At 61.5% G+C, this 16,688-nt stretch carries 17 protein-coding genes and 1 tRNA gene; 10 read left to right on the top strand and 8 right to left on the bottom strand.

Translation table 11 applies throughout. The features are described 5' to 3' along the window. The 10 genes from ybgC to VIM98_RS16970 form a co-directional block, all read left to right on the top strand. Positions 1–402: tol-pal system-associated acyl-CoA thioesterase (gene ybgC / locus VIM98_RS17015; RefSeq protein ID WP_331994304.1), on the top strand; the 402-nt coding region annotated here is incomplete at its 5' end. A gap of 46 nt (positions 403–448) precedes the next feature. Continuing rightward, positions 449–1,138 carry a protein TolQ gene (gene tolQ, locus VIM98_RS17010; RefSeq protein WP_331994303.1) on the top strand — a complete coding sequence of 230 codons (690 nt, stop codon included), beginning with the start codon at positions 449–451 and terminating at the stop codon, positions 1,136–1,138. A 20-nt stretch (positions 1,139–1,158) separates the two neighbouring features. Further along, positions 1,159–1,608 carry a protein TolR gene (gene tolR, locus VIM98_RS17005; RefSeq protein WP_331994302.1) on the top strand — a complete coding sequence of 150 codons (450 nt, stop codon included), beginning with the start codon at positions 1,159–1,161 and terminating at the stop codon, positions 1,606–1,608. Beyond that, positions 1,592–2,551, top strand: a complete 960-nt coding sequence (gene tolA, locus VIM98_RS17000; protein WP_331994301.1) for a cell envelope integrity protein TolA — start codon at positions 1,592–1,594, stop codon at positions 2,549–2,551. Before tolR ends, tolA begins: the two co-directional genes overlap by 17 nt. 12 nt (positions 2,552–2,563) lie before the next feature. After that, the gene (tolB, locus tag VIM98_RS16995) at positions 2,564–3,892 is read left to right on the top strand and encodes a Tol-Pal system beta propeller repeat protein TolB (RefSeq protein WP_331994300.1); all 1,329 of its coding nucleotides are present in this window, start codon (positions 2,564–2,566) and stop codon (positions 3,890–3,892) included. A 265-nt stretch (positions 3,893–4,157) separates the two neighbouring features. Further along, positions 4,158–4,667, top strand: a complete 510-nt coding sequence (gene pal / locus VIM98_RS16990) for a peptidoglycan-associated lipoprotein Pal (protein WP_331994299.1) — start codon at positions 4,158–4,160, stop codon at positions 4,665–4,667. Further along, complete coding sequence (gene ybgF / locus VIM98_RS16985; protein WP_331994298.1) at positions 4,667–5,545, top strand: tol-pal system protein YbgF; 879 nt, start codon at positions 4,667–4,669, stop codon at positions 5,543–5,545. The genes pal and ybgF overlap by 1 nt, the downstream gene beginning before the upstream one ends. Before the next feature lie 30 nt (positions 5,546–5,575). Next, positions 5,576–6,247 (top strand): 7-carboxy-7-deazaguanine synthase QueE, encoded by a 672-nt coding sequence (queE, locus tag VIM98_RS16980; RefSeq protein ID WP_331994297.1) that lies wholly within the window; start codon positions 5,576–5,578, stop codon positions 6,245–6,247. A 52-nt stretch (positions 6,248–6,299) separates the two neighbouring features. Then, entirely contained in the window at positions 6,300–6,998 is a 699-nt protein-coding gene (gene queC / locus VIM98_RS16975; RefSeq protein ID WP_331994296.1) for a 7-cyano-7-deazaguanine synthase QueC, read from the top strand. A 213-nt stretch (positions 6,999–7,211) separates the two neighbouring features. Beyond that, positions 7,212–7,287: transfer RNA gene (locus tag VIM98_RS16970), tRNA-Lys, on the top strand. Positions 7,288–7,328: 41 nt separating this feature from the next. On the opposite strand, the gene VIM98_RS16965 is transcribed toward VIM98_RS16970, so the two are convergent. From VIM98_RS16965 to VIM98_RS16930, 8 genes are all read right to left on the bottom strand, one after another. Continuing rightward, positions 7,329–8,597 carry a hypothetical protein gene (locus VIM98_RS16965; RefSeq protein WP_331994295.1) on the bottom strand — a complete coding sequence of 423 codons (1,269 nt, stop codon included), beginning with the start codon at positions 8,595–8,597 and terminating at the stop codon, positions 7,329–7,331. Positions 8,598–8,613: 16 nt separating this feature from the next. Beyond that, on the bottom strand, positions 8,614–9,387 hold the full coding sequence (locus VIM98_RS16960) for a hypothetical protein (RefSeq protein WP_331994294.1): 774 nt from the start codon (positions 9,385–9,387) through the stop codon (positions 8,614–8,616). A gap of 184 nt (positions 9,388–9,571) precedes the next feature. Further along, complete coding sequence (locus VIM98_RS16955) at positions 9,572–11,017, bottom strand: HAMP domain-containing sensor histidine kinase (RefSeq protein WP_331994293.1); 1,446 nt, start codon at positions 11,015–11,017, stop codon at positions 9,572–9,574. 280 nt (positions 11,018–11,297) lie between these two features. Then, positions 11,298–12,311, bottom strand: coding sequence for a phosphate/phosphite/phosphonate ABC transporter substrate-binding protein (gene phnD, locus VIM98_RS16950; RefSeq protein ID WP_331994292.1), 1,014 nt, complete (start codon positions 12,309–12,311; stop codon positions 11,298–11,300). A gap of 207 nt (positions 12,312–12,518) precedes the next feature. Beyond that, a complete protein-coding gene (locus tag VIM98_RS16945) occupies positions 12,519–13,181 on the bottom strand; it encodes a response regulator transcription factor (protein WP_331994291.1) in 663 nt (220 codons plus the stop codon). A 180-nt stretch (positions 13,182–13,361) separates the two neighbouring features. Further along, positions 13,362–15,251: a hybrid sensor histidine kinase/response regulator gene (locus VIM98_RS16940; RefSeq protein ID WP_331994290.1), complete on the bottom strand. Its 1,890-nt coding sequence runs from the start codon at positions 15,249–15,251 to the stop codon at positions 13,362–13,364. Positions 15,252–15,586: 335 nt separating this feature from the next. Then, on the bottom strand, positions 15,587–16,288 hold the full coding sequence (locus VIM98_RS16935) for a TVP38/TMEM64 family protein (protein WP_331994289.1): 702 nt from the start codon (positions 16,286–16,288) through the stop codon (positions 15,587–15,589). Then, positions 16,285–16,688: nucleoside deaminase (locus VIM98_RS16930; RefSeq protein WP_331994288.1), on the bottom strand; the 404-nt coding region annotated here is incomplete at its 5' end. The genes VIM98_RS16930 and VIM98_RS16935, both read right to left, overlap by 4 nt.

Here is a 16,688-nt window from a genome sequence, read left to right as displayed (position 1 = left end):
GAACCCGCCAAGCCCTTTACCTGGCCCGTCCGCATCTACTGGGAAGATACCGATGCCGGCGGGGTGGTCTACCACGCTAGCTACCTGAAATTCCTCGAACGCGCCCGTACGGAGTGGCTAAGGGCTCTGGGGGTGCGCCAGTCCCGCGTGCAGGAGGAGACCGGTCTGGCCTTCCTGGTGCGGGAGATGCAGCTCGATTTCCTCAAGGCGGCCCTGCTGGATGATGAACTGCAGGTGACGGTCGAAGTCAAAGAACGGCGTGCAGCCAGTATCCTTTTCGCCCAGAGCATTTACCGGGCCGATGGTACGGAGCTGCTGCGGGCGACCGTCCGCGTGGCCTGCGTCGATACCCGCCGCATGCGACCGGCGCAGATTCCCGGCGGCCTTATCCCCGGCCTCTAAAAATTTTAATTGACCTTTTGGCCCTAGCGGCGGAGTACCCCGAGCAATGAACAGTGGATTGGACGTTATCAAGCTGATCGTCGAGGCGAGCATTCCCGTCAAGCTCGTGATGCTGATACTGCTGGTGTTCTCGTTCCTGTCCTGGGTGATCATCGTTCGCAAGTACAAGCAGCTCAAGAGCGCGCATGAGAATGCCGAAGCCTTTGAGGAGCGCTTCTGGTCCGGCGCGGACCTGGCTCAGTTGTTCCGCGAAGTGAACAACCGCGGCGCGGCCAATGGTGGGCTGGAGAACGTCTTCGAATCGGGGTTCCGCGAGTTCGCCCGCCAGCGCCAGCGCCGCGTGCACGACATGCGCCTCGTGATCGAAAGCTCCGAGCGCGCCATGCGCGTGGCCGGCACACGCGAGATCGGCATGCTCGAGCGCAACCTGGAGTTCCTCGCCAACGTCGGTTCGATCAGCCCGTACGTCGGCCTTTTCGGCACGGTGTGGGGCATCATGGGCGCGTTCCAGGGCCTGGGCGAAATGAAGGACGTGACCATCTCGGTGGTCGCGCCGCATATCTCGGAGGCGCTGATCGCCACGGCAATGGGCCTGTTTGCCGCCATCCCGGCGGTATGGGCATACAACCGCTTCGCCAACAAGGTCGAGCGCGTCGCCTCGCGCTACGAGGTGTTCCAGGAAGAATTCTCTTCGGTGCTGCAGCGGCAGATCCAGACCGACGATGCGGCCGCCTGAGCGAGAGGGCTTAAGCAATCATGCGTAATGCAGCGCGCCACAAGCGCCACAAGCTCAAATCCGAAATCAACGTCGTGCCGTATATCGACGTGATGCTGGTGCTGTTGATCATCTTCATGGTCACCACGCCGATGCTCAATTCCAATGTCGACGTCAATTTGCCGCAGGCGAATGCCAAGTCGCTGCAGGACAAGAAAGACCCGGTGATCGTCTCGGTCGCCCAGGACGGCAAGCTGTACCTGACCCTCGGCACCGCCAAGAAAGAGCCGATCGACGAGGAGGGGCTGAAGACCAAGGTCGGCGCCTTCGTCAAAGCCAACCCGGACGTCAGCGTGCTGGTGGCCGGTGACCGCGAGGGCAAGTACGACGGCGTCTATCAGATCCTCACCGATCTGCAGCAGGCAGGCGTATCCAAGGTGGGTCTGATGAGCCAGCCTGAGTCGGGCGGGAAGAATGGCGCCGCGAAATAATCCCGACTCCAACCGCCAGGGCACATCCTTCGCGGTCGTCGTTTCGGCCATCCTCCATCTTGGCATCGTGGGGTTCCTTTTCCTCGCGACCGTGTCGTGCACGACGTTCGAGAACGTTTTTGCCGCGTTGCACCTGCCGGATGGCTGGAATCCGATTACCTGTGCCAAGCCGCTGGAACTGCCGGGCGAGCCCATCGAGGCCGTGCTGATCGGGCCGACCGGAGCGCCGCCGCCGAAGGCCCCCAAGGTCAAGCCGGTGCCCGATTCGGTGCCGCCGCCACCCTCGGTGCCACCGCCGCCCACACCGACGCCGCCGAAGCCGACGACCGAGCCGTTGCCGCCGCCGCCGGAGCATCCCGATATCCGCGATCAGGAGCGGGTGGTGCAGGATGCTGCGCAAAAAGCCGAAGACGCCAAGCGCGAGCAGGAAGAGAAGCAGCGCCAGCGTCAGGCCGATCTGGACGCTCAGGCCGCCAAGCAGAAGGCCGAGCAGAAGAAGATCGACGATCTTTTCCAGCAGCTGGACAAGGCCAGTGCGGCGACCAAGAACCAGAACACCAAGGCCAAACAGGCGCAGCAGCAGTTGGCGGACCTCAAGAACGCCAGCGACAACGGTTTGCCGGATGTCCCCAATGCTGCACAGCGGCAGACAGGCAATGCGGGCAAGGACGACAGCTTGCTGGCCCAGTATCAGGCGGCTATTCAGAACGCCGTCACGCAGAATTGGCTGCGCCCGGATAACATGCCGAGCGTTCCATGTGTTGTACACATCGTGCAATTGCCGGGTGGCGACGTCATGAGCGCCAAGGTCGATTCGAGTTGCCCTTACGACGAACCAGGCAAGCGATCCATCGAAAATGCGGTGTTGCGTGCACAACCGCTGCCCTATAAGGGTTTCGAAAGCGTGTTCCAGCGTCAAATCGATTTCACTTTCAGGCCCTGATGATTCAAGCCTATGCGTAAACCAAATCTCAGCTTTACCCTCATTCTGCTCTTCGTCGCGGCGTTGTTTGCCGGTCCGGCGGCGGCGCAGTCGCTCAATATCGACATCATGACGGGCACCAAGACGGCGACGCCGATCGCCGTCGTGCCGTTTGCCCAGGCTGGCGGCGCGCCGTTACCGACTGATGTGAGCGATGTCATTCGCAACGATTTCAACCGGTCGGGCAAGTTTCGTTCGCTGGCCAAGAGCGAAATCGTCGAGCTCCCCTCCAAGGGCGCCGACATCAAATTCGCCACGTGGCGACTGCTCAAGCAGGATTACCTGACCATCGGCCGCATCAGCGATGCCGGCGGCGGCATGCTGCGCGTCGAGTATGAGTTGTGGGACGTCAACAAGCAGCAAAGCCTGCTGGCGCAAGCCTTCACTGCCCCGGCGGGCGACCTGCGTGGCGTGGCTCACCAGATCGCCGACCAGATCTACGAAAAGATCACCGGGGTGCGCGGTGCCTTCTGGACCCGCATCGCTTACATCACCGCAGTCGGCCTGGGCAACAACACCACGTATTCGCTGGTGGTGGCCGATTCGGACGGCTACAACCCGCAGGTGGTGGCGCGCTCGCGTGAATCGCTGCTGTCGCCGTCATGGTCGCCGGATGGCAAGAAGATCGCCTATGTCTCCTTCGAGAGCGGCAACTCGGCGATCTACGTGCAGGACATCACCACGGGGTCGCGCCAGTTGATCTCGGCGCATCCCAAGGGCATCAACGGCGCGCCGGCCTGGTCGCCCGATGGCAGCAAGCTGGCCATCTCGTTGTCCTATGTGGGCAATCCGGAGATCTTCGTCCTGGACGTCAACAGCCGCCAGGAGACCCGTCTGACCAATAACCTGGCGATCGACACCGAGCCGGTCTGGTCGCCGGATGGCCAGAGCATCTATTTCACCTCCGACCGCTCGGGACGTCCTCAGATCTACCAGATGTCGGCCACCGGGGCCAACCAGCAGCGGGTCAGTTTCGAGGGCCAGAACAACGCCAACGCCTCGATCAGCTATGACGGCAAGCAGCTTGCGATGGTGCAGGGCAACGGGAACGTGTATCGTATTGTCATTATGGACCGCAGTCTGGGTGGACAGGTGCGACCCATCTCGCCGGGACCGATCGACGAGTCCCCGAGCTTCGCCCCCAATGCCAGCATGCTGCTGTATGCCGCTACCGAAGGACGCCGAGGTGTGCTTTATGCCGTCTCCAACGATGGCTTGGTACGTCAGCGTCTCCTCCTGTCCGATGGCGACGTGCGCGAGCCGTCGTGGGGACCTTATCGGCAGCAGCAACAGCAACACTAGGGATCGTATGGATGGTAGTGCCGGGTCGCCGATAGGGCGGTCCGGCCTGGTGAGCAGGGCCGGCCCCGAGACGGACGGTCCGGGCGGCCGTAAGGTTATCGGCGAAGGCCTGTTGCCGTCGTCGGTGAAGTTCGCGGATGCAAGACAGCGCGCCGCGGGCTACAAGATGTCAAAATAACAGCCGGTCCACCGGCGATAATGCTGTCCCGTAACCGCAATCGTCATTGACTGTCGGAACTCAAACCCGTTTGAAGGAACGTCCACCATGAATAAGACCGTTCGCGTCGCCCTGGTCGCCCTGCTCTGTGTTGGCGCGGCCGCCTGCTCGAAGAAGCAGGAAGTGAAGCCCCAGCCGCAGCAGGAAACCGCTCCCGTGACCCAGGCCCCGGCCCAGGAATCGGGCAAGTACGGCCCGGAAGATCTGGACCGTGACGCCTGCCTGCGTCAGCGCGTTGTGTACTTCGATTTCGACAAGACCGAAATCAAGCCGGAATTCCAGCAGATCATGGCGTGCCACGCCAAGTACCTGCAGGATCGCCCGATGGCCGCCATCCGTCTGGAAGGCAATACCGACGAGCGCGGTACGCGTGAGTACAACCTCGGCCTCGGCGAGCGCCGCGGCAACGCCGTGTCCAGCGCCCTGCAGGCTGCCGGCGGTTCGGCCAGCCAGCTCAACGTGATCAGCTACGGCAAGGAAAAGCCCGTGTGCCGCGAGCACAATGAGGATTGCTGGAGCAAGAACCGTCGCGTCGAGATCGTCTACACGGCGAAGTAATGAAGAAGCAACTGGCTAATCGTTTGACGGCCAGGCTCGGCATGGCGGGTGCATTCGCATCCGCCATGCTTTTTGCGTTGCCGGCCATGGCGCAGGATTCCCGTTTGAGCCTCGCGGACCGCGTCGCGCGCCTCGAACAGCAGGCGCAGAACCAGGACCAGGGCGGTATCGGCATGGTCAACCAGGTCCAGCAGTTGCAGCAGCAGGTGCAGCAGTTGCAGGGCCAGATCGAGGAGCTTCAGCACCAGTTGCAGGAAGCCCAGGACAAGAACAAGGCGCAATACGTCGATCTTGACTCGCGTATCGGTCGTCTTGAAGGCGGTGCGGGAGCCGCTGGCGGTAGCGCGCCACAGAAGCAGCCCCAGTCCGCCGGCAATCCGCCGCAGCAGGGTGGTAGCGGCAACAATACGCCGCAAGGCGGCAGGGCGCCGGCCAATGCGGCTGCGCAGCCGGCCCAGGCCTCCAGCAGCGGTAGCAATGCCAATCCGGCCGGTGCGCAGGCAGCCTACGATGCCGCGTTCGGCGCGATTCGTGGCGGCGACTACGTCAAGGCATCGCGCGGCTTCCGCGATTTCCTGCAGCAATATCCGGACAGTAACCTCGCACCCAATGCCTATTACTGGTTGGGTGAGTCGTACTACGCCACATCGAATTATCAGGTGGCGCTGGAAGCTTTCCAGCGGCTGGTGGCGAACTACCCGCAAAGCGACAAGGCGCCGGATGCGCTGCTCAAGCTGGGCTACACCCAGCTCGAACTCAAGCAGAACGATGCCGGCAAGACCACGCTCAAGTCCGTGATTGCCAAGTATCCAAGCTCCAAGGCGGCGGGCCTGGCCCAGGATCGCCTGCGCCGCCTGCAACTGCAGCCGGCCAACTGAGGCAACGCGGTGCACGAGCACGATGCGAGCGTGGAGCAACCCACGTCGGCGCCGGTTCCGGCCGAGCGCCTGCGCATCACCGAGATCTTCCATTCGATCCAGGGCGAAGCCGATGCGATCGGCTGGCGCACCGTGTTTGTCCGCCTGACCGGCTGCCCGTTGCGCTGTGTCTGGTGCGATACGGAATACTCGTTCTACGGTGGCGAATGGCGTGCCATCGACGACATTGTGGCCGAGGTGGCTACGCATGGCGTCAAGCACGTCTGCGTTACCGGCGGTGAACCGCTGGCGCAGAAGCGCTGCCAGATCCTGCTCACGCGATTGTGCGATGCGGGCTACGAAGTCTCGCTGGAAACCTCCGGTGCACTCGACGTCTCCGTCGTCGACTCGCGCGTGCACAAGGTGATGGACCTCAAGGCTCCGGATTCGGGCGAGAGTGGCCGCAACCTGTGGTCGAACATCGAGCACTTGCAGCCGCACGATCAGCTCAAGATCGTTATCGCCAGCCGCGCCGACTACGAATGGGCGCGCGACAAGGAAGCCGAGTTCGGCTTGTCCCGGCGCTGCATGGTGCTGTTCTCGCCTGTTCATGGCGCGGTACAGCCACGCGAGCTCGCCGAATGGATCATCGAAGACAAACTGCCGGTTCGGTTCCAGCTGCAACTGCACAAGCTGCTTTGGAACGACGAGCCGGGACATTGAGAGGTAGCCAGGCCCGCCGCTGCGCGGCCGAGCTTACGGGCATAGAAGAATCATGACTTCCACCAGCGAACGCAAGAAAGCCGTCATACTCGTCTCCGGCGGCATGGATTCCGCTGTCACCATCGCGCTCGCGCGTGAGCAGGGTTACGACGTTTATGCATTGAGCGTGGCCTATGGGCAGCGCCATAGCGCCGAACTCATGGCCTCTGAGCGTGTATCCCGGCTCCTGGGAGCGGTGGCGCACAAGACCGTCACGGTGGATCTGCGCGCGATCGGCGGTTCGGCCCTGACGGCGGATATCGATGTGCCATTGGATACCGACCAGCAGCCCGATGCGGCCGCAATCCCGGTTACCTATGTGCCGGCACGCAACACCATCATGCTGTCGATCGCATTAGGCTGGGCCGAAGTGCTCGGTTCCAGCGACATCTGGTGCGGCGTCAACGCGGTGGATTATTCGGGCTATCCGGATTGCCGGCCAGCCTTCATCGAAGCCTTCGAACAGCTCGCCAATGTGGCGACCAAGGCGGGCGTGGAGGGGGCGGGTATTCGTATCCATGCCCCGCTGATGAAAATGAGCAAAGCCGATATCGCTCGCGAAGGCGCGCGGCTCGGTGTGGATTTTGCGGAGACTGTCAGCTGCTACCAGGCGGATGAACAGGGCCGTGCCTGCGGTCATTGCGATGCCTGCCGTCTGCGTGCGCAGGGCTTTCGCGATGCGGGGCTGCCGGATCCTACGCGTTACGCGTAATGGCTTGGAAAACCTTGGCGCAGCATGCGAGCGTCGCTTCGCGGGGTTTCCCCCTCACCCCAACCCTCACCCCCGGTGAAGTCAGGGGTGAGGAGGCGGCCTTGCTCCAGTCCAACAGCACCGCGACTAAACCCCTTCGTACAACCACTTAGCCGGCACGGTCGCTTGTGTCTGCAGCCACAAGACCGTAAAATAATCGGCTCGATTACGTCCGGGCCGTTAGCTCAGTCGGTAGAGCAGCGGACTTTTAATCCGTTGGTCGATGGTTCGAATCCATCACGGCCCACCACGTGAATCAAAGGCTTGCCATACGGCAAGCCTTTTCTTTTCTCAGGGGTGTGCCGTCTGTGCCCCCGGCGCTTGCGTGGCGGGCTTCCGTGCGCGCAATACCTCATCCAGCGACACGATAGCTCGATGTCCGCGGCGGGGTTCGAGCCAAGCTGTAACGTACACATCCGTCCAAGGTCGGTGTCCCATGAGTTCGACACCGGTAATGTGTTGCAGTCCCTTCTTGGCACATTCCCGCGTCAAGGCATTAGCCAGGGCTTCGAGCGCCGAGCCTAAGCTGATGCTTTCTTGGGTCAGGATTTCCAGCTTGAGCGCGGTATGCGCGCTCAGTGTGCTGAGCAGGTCTTCATAACGCGTAGCGTGCGGCATGCTCTGCGCGAACTGTTCGAGCGCATGCATTGCGCCCTGGTCGTATCGAGCATGGGAGTGCATGAGACTATCTCGTTCGAAGTCGATTGGCTCGCATCGGCCGGCAGTGCCATCATGGATTGAAGTCCCTGCCGCGACCGGTGAGTCTGTGTGAGCGACGGATGACGCCGATCCGACAACGCCAAGACTGCGATTACTATCGCACCACGCGTGGAGTCTATCCAGTACGTTTTCGAACTCATGGCATTCCACGCGGATGGGAATCTCCTGCAAACCTTTCAATTGCCACATCGCGAGGCGTTCGGAGGCGCTCAGCGTTTGCGTGTGAGGTTTGATGGCTTCATAGACTTTGCCGAATCTACCTGCTTGCTTCCAAAAGGACAGTGTATTGAGCATCGAAGAGTCCAGCTCGCGGTTTTCGATCGACATCAATACCGAATTGAGGAATTTCTCGCGGTTATACGCGTCATTGGAAGGGATAGACTTGTTGAGGAGCGATGCCATTCGCGATGTGAAATGGGTGCCGTTGAGTGGCGTAGATATATCGGAAGACGGCATGCCTACGAAGCTGTGGTTGCTTTCGCACCACTCCAGGAGCTGGCCTACCATAATTGGGAAATAGCAATCTCCCGGGCGAATCGGAATGTCTTGCAATCCTTTCAGGCGTAATAAGGATGATCGCTCGGAGGTATCGAGCTTGTGGATGTGCGGTTTGAGAGCATCATAGATGGCTCCGAATTCCTGATTCTGCTTCCATCGAGATAAGCTTCTAGATAATGACGAATGATACTGCCTGCGGTTTTCGATCGACATCAAAACCGAATCCAGGAATTTCTCCCGGCGACATGCGTCTTCAGTGGGAAGATGCCTGTTGAGCAGAGACGCCATCCTGGGCGTGAAGTGAGCGCCGTCGAGCGGCGCGGATGCGGCGGGTAGCGGCATGTCTTTGTTCCTTTGCCTAAGTAACGAACGGATAATGTCCAGGTTCACCGGTGGGCGTATCGCGACCCACGCGGTCACAGCCAAGGCTACGCTTGATCCATTCGTGGCAATACAAAGATTCGCGCTCGGGGAAATAAGGTAAAGGATCCTGTCCGGTCTCCCAAAGATAGGTAGCTTTTGTCTTGTTGCATAACGAGTCGACATGGTCGAACATTATTTTATATAAGCTGGACAACCTATCTCTTACCCATTCAAATAACTCGACGTTGGTGAATCGATCGCGTAGCGTGCGAAGTATTTCTTTAGCGTTCTCATGCTCGCGGCTGGTGAGCGCAAGCTCATACCTAGCCGAAGCAATGGCGTGATCTTGCGCTTCGATGCGCTGCATGATCGCCTTGAAATCTTCCGTGGCTTGTGATTGCTGCAAGTTCCATTCTTCGACACGCCGCACGTAGTCGGCGTCGAATGCCATCATTTCGCCCGTGTCGCTTGCTGCCTGGGCGCCGGCCTCCATGATGCTGCCCCAGGCATTAGCTGCACTTCCGGGGTCATGGCCGCCGTTGGAAAATCCAAAAATAGTGGGAAACAGGTAAAGAGGGCTGGACATGCCGTGGGGTATAGTGCTCGCGGCAAACAATGCGGCAGCAGCCAGATAAGAGGCTTCGGACTTTAGTTCTTCTTGTAGCCGTTGGTATCTGCTGAGGATCTCCGTATGCATCGCTCCATCGCTCGGCAAAGGTGGAAGCAGGTAGGCGGGCGATGTCGAAAACCGAGCCGAAACCACGCGCATGCAGCTGATCGACGACAACGCGATCGGCATTGGACACAAGAAGAAGTTCCCGATCTGCCATAACGACCTCCCTGTCGGAGCGACGTGAACGCTATGTCTATCCGACGCTAGCCCGCGCGGGGTTATGGCGCTGTGAACACCGGGTGTTCGCGAAAGGACATTTCCCCTGCCGAAGAGCCATTGGCTAGCTTGCGTGTCGCCATGCCTCCGGCATGGGTTCGGGCGGCAGCCGATGACTGTGGCCGCTGATCGTGGACTTGGGCACATCGAACCAGAACGTGCTCCCGCGGCCGGGCTCGGAGCGCAGGCCGATATGGGTGTCGAGAATCTGAGCCAGGCGCTCGGCAATAGATAATCCCAAGCCATAACCTTCATGCGCATCGCCTTCATCGCCTTCGATGCGTACGAATTCTTCGAAGATGCGTTGATGTTGAGCGGCGGCAATACCCGGGCCATTGTCGCGGACTTCGATGCGGACACGATCGCCCTGGCGGCGCGCTGCGACCAACACGCGCCCATTGGGGGTGTTGGTCACGGCGTTGCTGACCAGTTGCTGCAACAGGCGCCCGCAGAGCTCGGCATCGGCGTGGATACGATGATGGCCGCCGCGCCAGACCAGCATGACACGTTGCTGAGCTGCCAGCTCGGTCAGGCTTTGCCGGTCACGGAGGAACAGTTCGGCGGCTGTGAAGGGTGTCGGTTTGGGACTGATCACGCCAGCATCCAACCGGGAGATCTCCAGCAGCGCATCGAGCAACCGCGTCATCGAGCCGATGCTGCTGCGCATCTGTGCCAGCGCGGATTGCTGCTCCTTGTCATTGCCGAGTCGCAGGAACGCTGTGAACAATTGCAAGGCCTGCAGAGGTTGCCGGAAGTGGTGGCCTACCAAGGCAATGAAATGGGACTTGCTACGATTGAGCGCCTGCGCTTCGCGTTGCTGACGGATCGATTGCAGTGCGTTGGTGCGGCGGATGGCAACCAGATCGCGCCGTTGCGTGTTCAGCGCATGGTCGATACGAGTCAAGGAGGCATGGAGGCGCGCCATTTCGTCGCCCGACATCTGTTCGGCGGCCCCACATTCGTCGCGTCGCGGTAGCAGGTCGTCGAGTGCAAGCTGCAATCGATGGAGCGGCTCGATAATTCGGCGGCGCAGCGAGGAGCGCGCCAGAACGGCGAGCAGGGCGATGCCCACCACGCAAAGCAAGCCACCGCTCCAAGTCAATAGCTGAGCCCGCCGTAGCGGCCAGGGGTCGATCTGCATGGTGATGGTGGCTAGCGCCTGCTGTTGTGGCGTTGGCAAGACACGGGCATAGATCTGGCGTGCATTCTCATCTTCCTGGCCGGCGCCATAAAGACGTCCATCGGCCAGCTGCAGGCCGATATAGCGTACGTTCTGGTCGGTGCTGTCACGCAAGCCTCGGTCGAGGATCTGTTGCGGTGCGTGGTTTTCCCAAGCGAAAGCTGCGCTGAGTCGTTCCAGTTGCAGGGCGACACCGCTGCGTTGACGTTCGACCAGCAGCAGACTGCGCTGCACGGTGAGTGCGGCCGTAAGTACGATGGCGGCGAGCGCGCAAGGAAGGATGGCATCGATCAGCAAGCGCGGCAGCAATCCGTCGAGCGAGCGCGTCATGGGCCTGCCTTCGCCAAGTCAACAGGAGATAGCCGGCCGCGCGCGGCCAGCGATGCCTGAGCATGTTGTCGAGGGTTGCGCTGCATGGCATCGGAATCTGTGCAAGTAAAGCCGATAGCCGACACTGCGCCGGCTTGCACCTCACTGTAGGGAACTGCACGGAGCGATTCGATACACAGTTCGTACTATTCTGCGGAGGCGTAGTACGAAAGGCATAGAGATGTGGCGTACGAAGCCGGTATGCCCGCAAAAACGGTTCGGCTATCTGGGTGGGGCCGCATCAGGGCCGGTCGTCGAGATGAGCGAAATTCTGCGGGCGATTGCTCTTTAGCTGGCGCACGAGTTGTTCGTGCGTAGCCTCGATTTTTTGCAGGCGCGCCTTCATCGCGTCGTCATTGACCCATTGCGCACTTATCGCGCGACGCTGTTCGAGGGTGTAGTCAATATCGGCGAAAGCGATAAGTACATCGTTGCCGGCTGGTCGGAAGCCGCTGATGTCATGAATCAACTGCAATTTGGCGAGCTCTTGCGCGGCATTGCGCCCCTTGGCGTAGTTGGTGAGGAACTGTGCGATGCGTTCGCGAAGCTCGGTGGGCAGGTCGGTACGCGCGATGATGACCGCATGGGGGATCAAGCTGGATTTCCATACGACTCGCAACCGAGCGTACTGCTCCGGAAAGTGCTTGGCGAAACGTTCCAGGTCGGCAGTGTTGTTGGTCGCCAGATCGGCTTCGCCGTTGACCACGGCCAGGGCATTGTTCTGGTGGTTGTCCACCGTGACATTGGCGAAGAAGGTATCGGAGTCGAGCTTGCGGCTGGCGAATAGCTGTGTCTCGGGCACGAGGTAGCCCGAGACAGAGAGGGCCTCGCCACGTGCGTAGCGCCAGTGCCCGGGTTTACCGAAGATGTCGTCGACATTGTGGATCGGCGAGTCTCTATCGACGACAAGTACCGAGTAGTAACCCCGAGTGCCGTCCCCGCGGGTCAGCTGAGCCAATACTGTCATGCCGTCGTGCGTGACAGCCTGCAACGCTAGGCGACCGGAGACGAAGGCGTAGTCGATGCGTTGCTCGGCCAGCGCCTGGGCTAGCCCTTCATAGGTGCTGACCGAGACACTGCGAATGGGCCGTTGCAAGGCGTGGCTCATGTCGTCGAGCATCGGCCGCCACGATTCCAGCGATTCGGACGGGCCTCCCATTGGCAGCACGCCGAAGGTCAGCGGCTTGGCCGTATCGGCAGGCTCCTGGCCAATGGCTCGCGTGGGCAGGGCGCAAAGGCAGAGCAGCCACAGCATGAAACAAGCCTGCCACGCGGCGCTCGGCCTGTTCTTACCGGTGCGATGGAAGCTTGCGTAGTGCAACCTATTTGACTCCCCTGCAATCCCTTTTGGCGGTGCCGCGGCTTCTTGTTCCTGTCGCGCGAGCATACGCTGACGCGGCACCGCGTGGGTGACAAAGCGTTTGCAATACGGCCTGCTACGAAGAACGGATCAGCGCATTCCCTAGGGGCCGGCCAGCCGGCGCGAGGCCACCACCGCCTCTACCCGGTTGCGGACGTTCAGTGCGCGAAAAATGGCCGCCAAGTGAATCTTCACAGTTCCTTCGCTAATTCCCAGGTCGCGAGCGATCACCTTGTTTGGTTTTCCCTGCGACAGGAGCCAGAGCACATCGATCTGGCGATCGGTCAGCAGCTGCCGCAGGCGCTCCTCAAGCGAGGCAGCATCGCTCTGCTGGGTGGGAATCGACGGCGCGTGTGCGACTTCGCCGGATTCATCGAGCATCATCGGAGGCACATAGACTCCTCCGGAAAGCACCAGGCGTACAGCCGAAAGCATCACGTCGGGCGAATAGGCCTTGGGAATGAAGCCCTGCACGCCGATGGCCAGCAGGTCTTTCATCAGTGACGGGTCTTCGGAACCGGACAGCACGATCACCGGCACGCCGGGTAGGTTTTCGATCGTTTCGGCCAGATGGGCATGTCCGTGCGATCCGGGCATGGCCAGGTCGACGATCGCCAGCGCCGGCGCCGGCTCGTTGCGCAGTGCATCACGCAACTCCTGCACGTCCTTGGCGACCGAAAACTCGGTATCTGTCCCAAGCTCGGCAAGCTTGAGCTTGACCCCCTCGACGATCAGTCGATGGTCATCGGCAATCAGTATCCGCATGGTCTCCCCCGTGACCCGCCACGGTCACTAACCCGTCCGGCCACGGGTGCAACATAGCCTTACCGCTCGGCGGCAGCAAGCCATTCGGATACGAACGAACGGTCTAACGGCCGACCGCCCCTCTGCCGTTTGGAGTAGGCGTCCGCCGTCAGGCGTGAAAACGCGCCCTCGGACGGCAAGCTAGCCCCCGGCGCGGGCCGTTGCCATGGCCTCGCGTAACTGTTCCGGCGACACGGGTTTGTACAGTACGGGGATCTTCGCAGCCATGATTTCGCGCAAACGGTCGCTGCGGGTCTCCCCGGTAATCAGCAGGCGGGGAAAGGCGGTCGGCCCTTCGTGTCCATAATGGCGGTCCAGTGCGGCCAGCACGTCCAGGCCGCTTTCGCCATCGCGCAAGCGAAGATCGGAAATCACCAGATCCGGCGGAGCAGGCCAGGCATCGGCCATCTCCAGTGCCTGGGTCCGATCCTCGGCCACCACGACGTCGCAGCCCCAACTGCTGAGCAAATAGCGGATCCCCGAGAGAATGGCCGGTTCGTCGTCGATCACCAGCACGCGCATGCCGGCCACATCGACATGGCGTTCCTCCACCAACGGGTGGAAGGTTTGATGGGCGGGGGCGGCTGGCAACAGAAAGCTGAAGACGCTGCCACGGCCGACCCGCGATTTGAGCGTTACGTTGGTATCGAGCAGCTCGGCGAGGCGCTGCACCGTTGCCAGGCCCAGGCCCAGGCCGCGACGCGGTCCGCTGTCGTGCTCGCCGATACCGTGCGTATCGATGCGATAGAACTCATCGAAAACACGTATCTGGTGTTCCGGTGCGATACCGCTGCCGGTATCCCATACATCGATCCGCACGGTGCCATCGAGTCGTTTGCGCGCTGCGACCAGCACGCCGCCGGATACGGTGTAGCGCAGGGCGTTGCTGACCAGGTTATTGAGGATGCGCGCGAGCATCGTGCGGTCGGTGCGCACCCACAGAGGCGTCGCACGCATGACCAGGCGCAGGTCGTGCTGTTCGGCGATCAGGCGGAAATTGCGGCTGACTTCTTCAAATACGTGATCCAGCGGAAACTCGCCGATCTCCAACTGCATGGCACCTGTTTCCAGTCGCGACAGGTCCAGCAGTTCGCTGAACAGATGATCCAGCGCTTCGACGCATTCCTGGATGTGCGCGATGCGATCCAACCGTACGGGGTCGCGCTCATCCACCGCTAATGACGAGGAGAACAGCGTCAATGCGTACAGCGGCTGGCGAAGGTCATGCGAGGCCGCTGCGAGGAAGCGTGCCTTGGCGACACTAGCCGCTTCGAGCGCGGCATTCTTGCGCGCCAATTCCAAGGTGGCATGCTCGATTTCCTGCTCCATCCCGCGTTGCACATCGAACAGCGCCGCCGCGGCGCTGTTGAAACCTTGTTGCAGTTCGCCGATTTCATTGCTGTCGGTGACTTCCACTTCCACTTGCCGGTCGCCGCGGCCGAGCTGATGGACCGCCGCTGCCAACCGGCGTAACGGCGCGCTGATCCAGCGCGCCGCTTGCCAGCCGATAATGACCGCGACCAATAAACTCAGTACCAAAGCGATCAGTGCATTACGCAGGCTCGAATGCTGGGCAGCGATGGCGTCGTTGAGGCTGACATCGACGACCACCGAGCCGATGATGGGGTGACCGGGCAGGTCGCCATCGACGACGGCGCGTTCCACAGTGAGGCTTTCGCTGCGAGCACGATCTTCGCGGCCACGACCGTCGGCCAGGATCTCGCCATCGGCGGCGCGGATCTGCACATGTGCCACGTGGGGCAGTTCGGCGATCGATTGAGCGATGCGCGTCAGCTCGCGCCGTTGCATCTGGCGTAGCGGCTCGGCGCAGACCGAAGCGGTCTGAATGGCGATCGTGTCAGCGGTGCTCTGCGCCATGCTGCGCAGCGCCGCCAACTGATGGCGGGTAAGCATGATCACCAGAAACAGCGCGGTAACCAGCGTGGGTATGAGCGCAACCAAGGCAAGCCGCTGCATCAGCGACGTGCGCCGCCATAGTCGTGCGATCCAGGTATCCTGCCCCGTGCTCACTTGCGCTCCCCGTGCCGGCCCTGTGACCGAGACTAGCGCGAAATGATCGAAGCGTGGCGTGACGCTTGGATAGATGGCCGTCGGTAATAGGCCCGTTCACCCCAGGCCGATAAAACCTGCCTGTCTTGCAGGGGCGACTTCAGGGAACCTCTAAAAACCTCGCAATCGCCCGAATATAGCGAAAGCGGATCCTATCGTTGTGGGAGCGACTTCAGTCGCGACAAGGACTTGCGGTGAGGCACGATTGTCGCGACTAAAGTCGCTCCCACAGAAAGCAAGTTTTTCGAGGTTCCCTTCAGTCGCGCCAAGTCGTGACGTAATCGCGGGATCGAGGATTAATGGCGACGCCAGCGCCGCGACAGGCGCTCGATCAGCAGCGGCAGGAGGGCGAGCAGGGCGATGCCGCACAGCGGCCAGAGCAGTTCGTGCCGCAACAGCAGGCCCGGCCCCAGCTTGGCGCTATGGGCCAGTACGGTACCCAGTCCGGCACCGACCGAGGTTTCGAAGATCAGCATGACGGTGCCGCCGAGGAAAGTCGCCCCGATAAACAGCCATAGAGGACAACGCAGCCATGCCAGGCTGACCGTCACCAGGCCAAAGGGAAGCACGGGTACAAAGCGCAGGAACAGCGTGTAGCTGACCGGATGATGGGCAAAGCCATGCTGCAGCTTTTCCACGATGGCCGGTGGATGCCTGCTGCCGGTACCGAACGCGTAACGGCTGGCCAGGAATAGAATCAGCGAACCGAGGGTTACGCCGATCGAGGAATAGAGCGTGCCTTCGAACACGCCGAAGGCAAAGCCGCCGGCGAAGATGACGACGATGGTGCCTGGGATGCCGGTCGACATCGCCAGCGTCAGCAAGCCGATATAGGCAAGGCGACTAAGCCAGGGTGCTGCTGCGATCTCCGCGCGCAACTGGTCCTGGTGGGCGACCAACTGCTCCGGATGAAGCCGGTCGAGCAAGCCGGAGCCGAAAAGCGCGATGCCCGCCAGTATCAGCAGGATCAGCGGCAGCGCGGCACGCAGGCGACTCAATATTTCAACCCGTTCTGGCCGTAATCGGCGAGTACGGCCCGTGCTTCATCGCGCAGGATGTCTCGTCGCACCGCGATGCCGCGTCGTTCGAGTTCGCCGATCCAATCGGCTGGCAGTGGCCCCTCGTCGAACTCGGTCAGTTCCTCGACATCCTCGGCGCGGGCACCGATCAGCAATTCGTCGATGCCGGCCCAGACCGTGGCGCCGAAGCATTGGCAACACGGCTGCGCGCTGGTCGCCAGGGCGTAGCGGCCGCCCTGGGCGTTGAGGCGGAAGGTCGACAGGCGTTGCTGGGCAGCCATGTAGGCGAGCATTTCCGCGTGGGCGACCGAGCAGGACTGCGGCACGACCCGGTTTGCGGCGGCCGCGATCAGGCGGCCATGTTCATCGAACACGGCGG

The organism is Dyella sp., assembly GCF_036568765.1.
In the GTDB taxonomy this organism is placed as follows: domain Bacteria; phylum Pseudomonadota; class Gammaproteobacteria; order Xanthomonadales; family Rhodanobacteraceae; genus GSA-30.
This window is presented reverse-complemented; position numbering and strand designations above follow the sequence as displayed.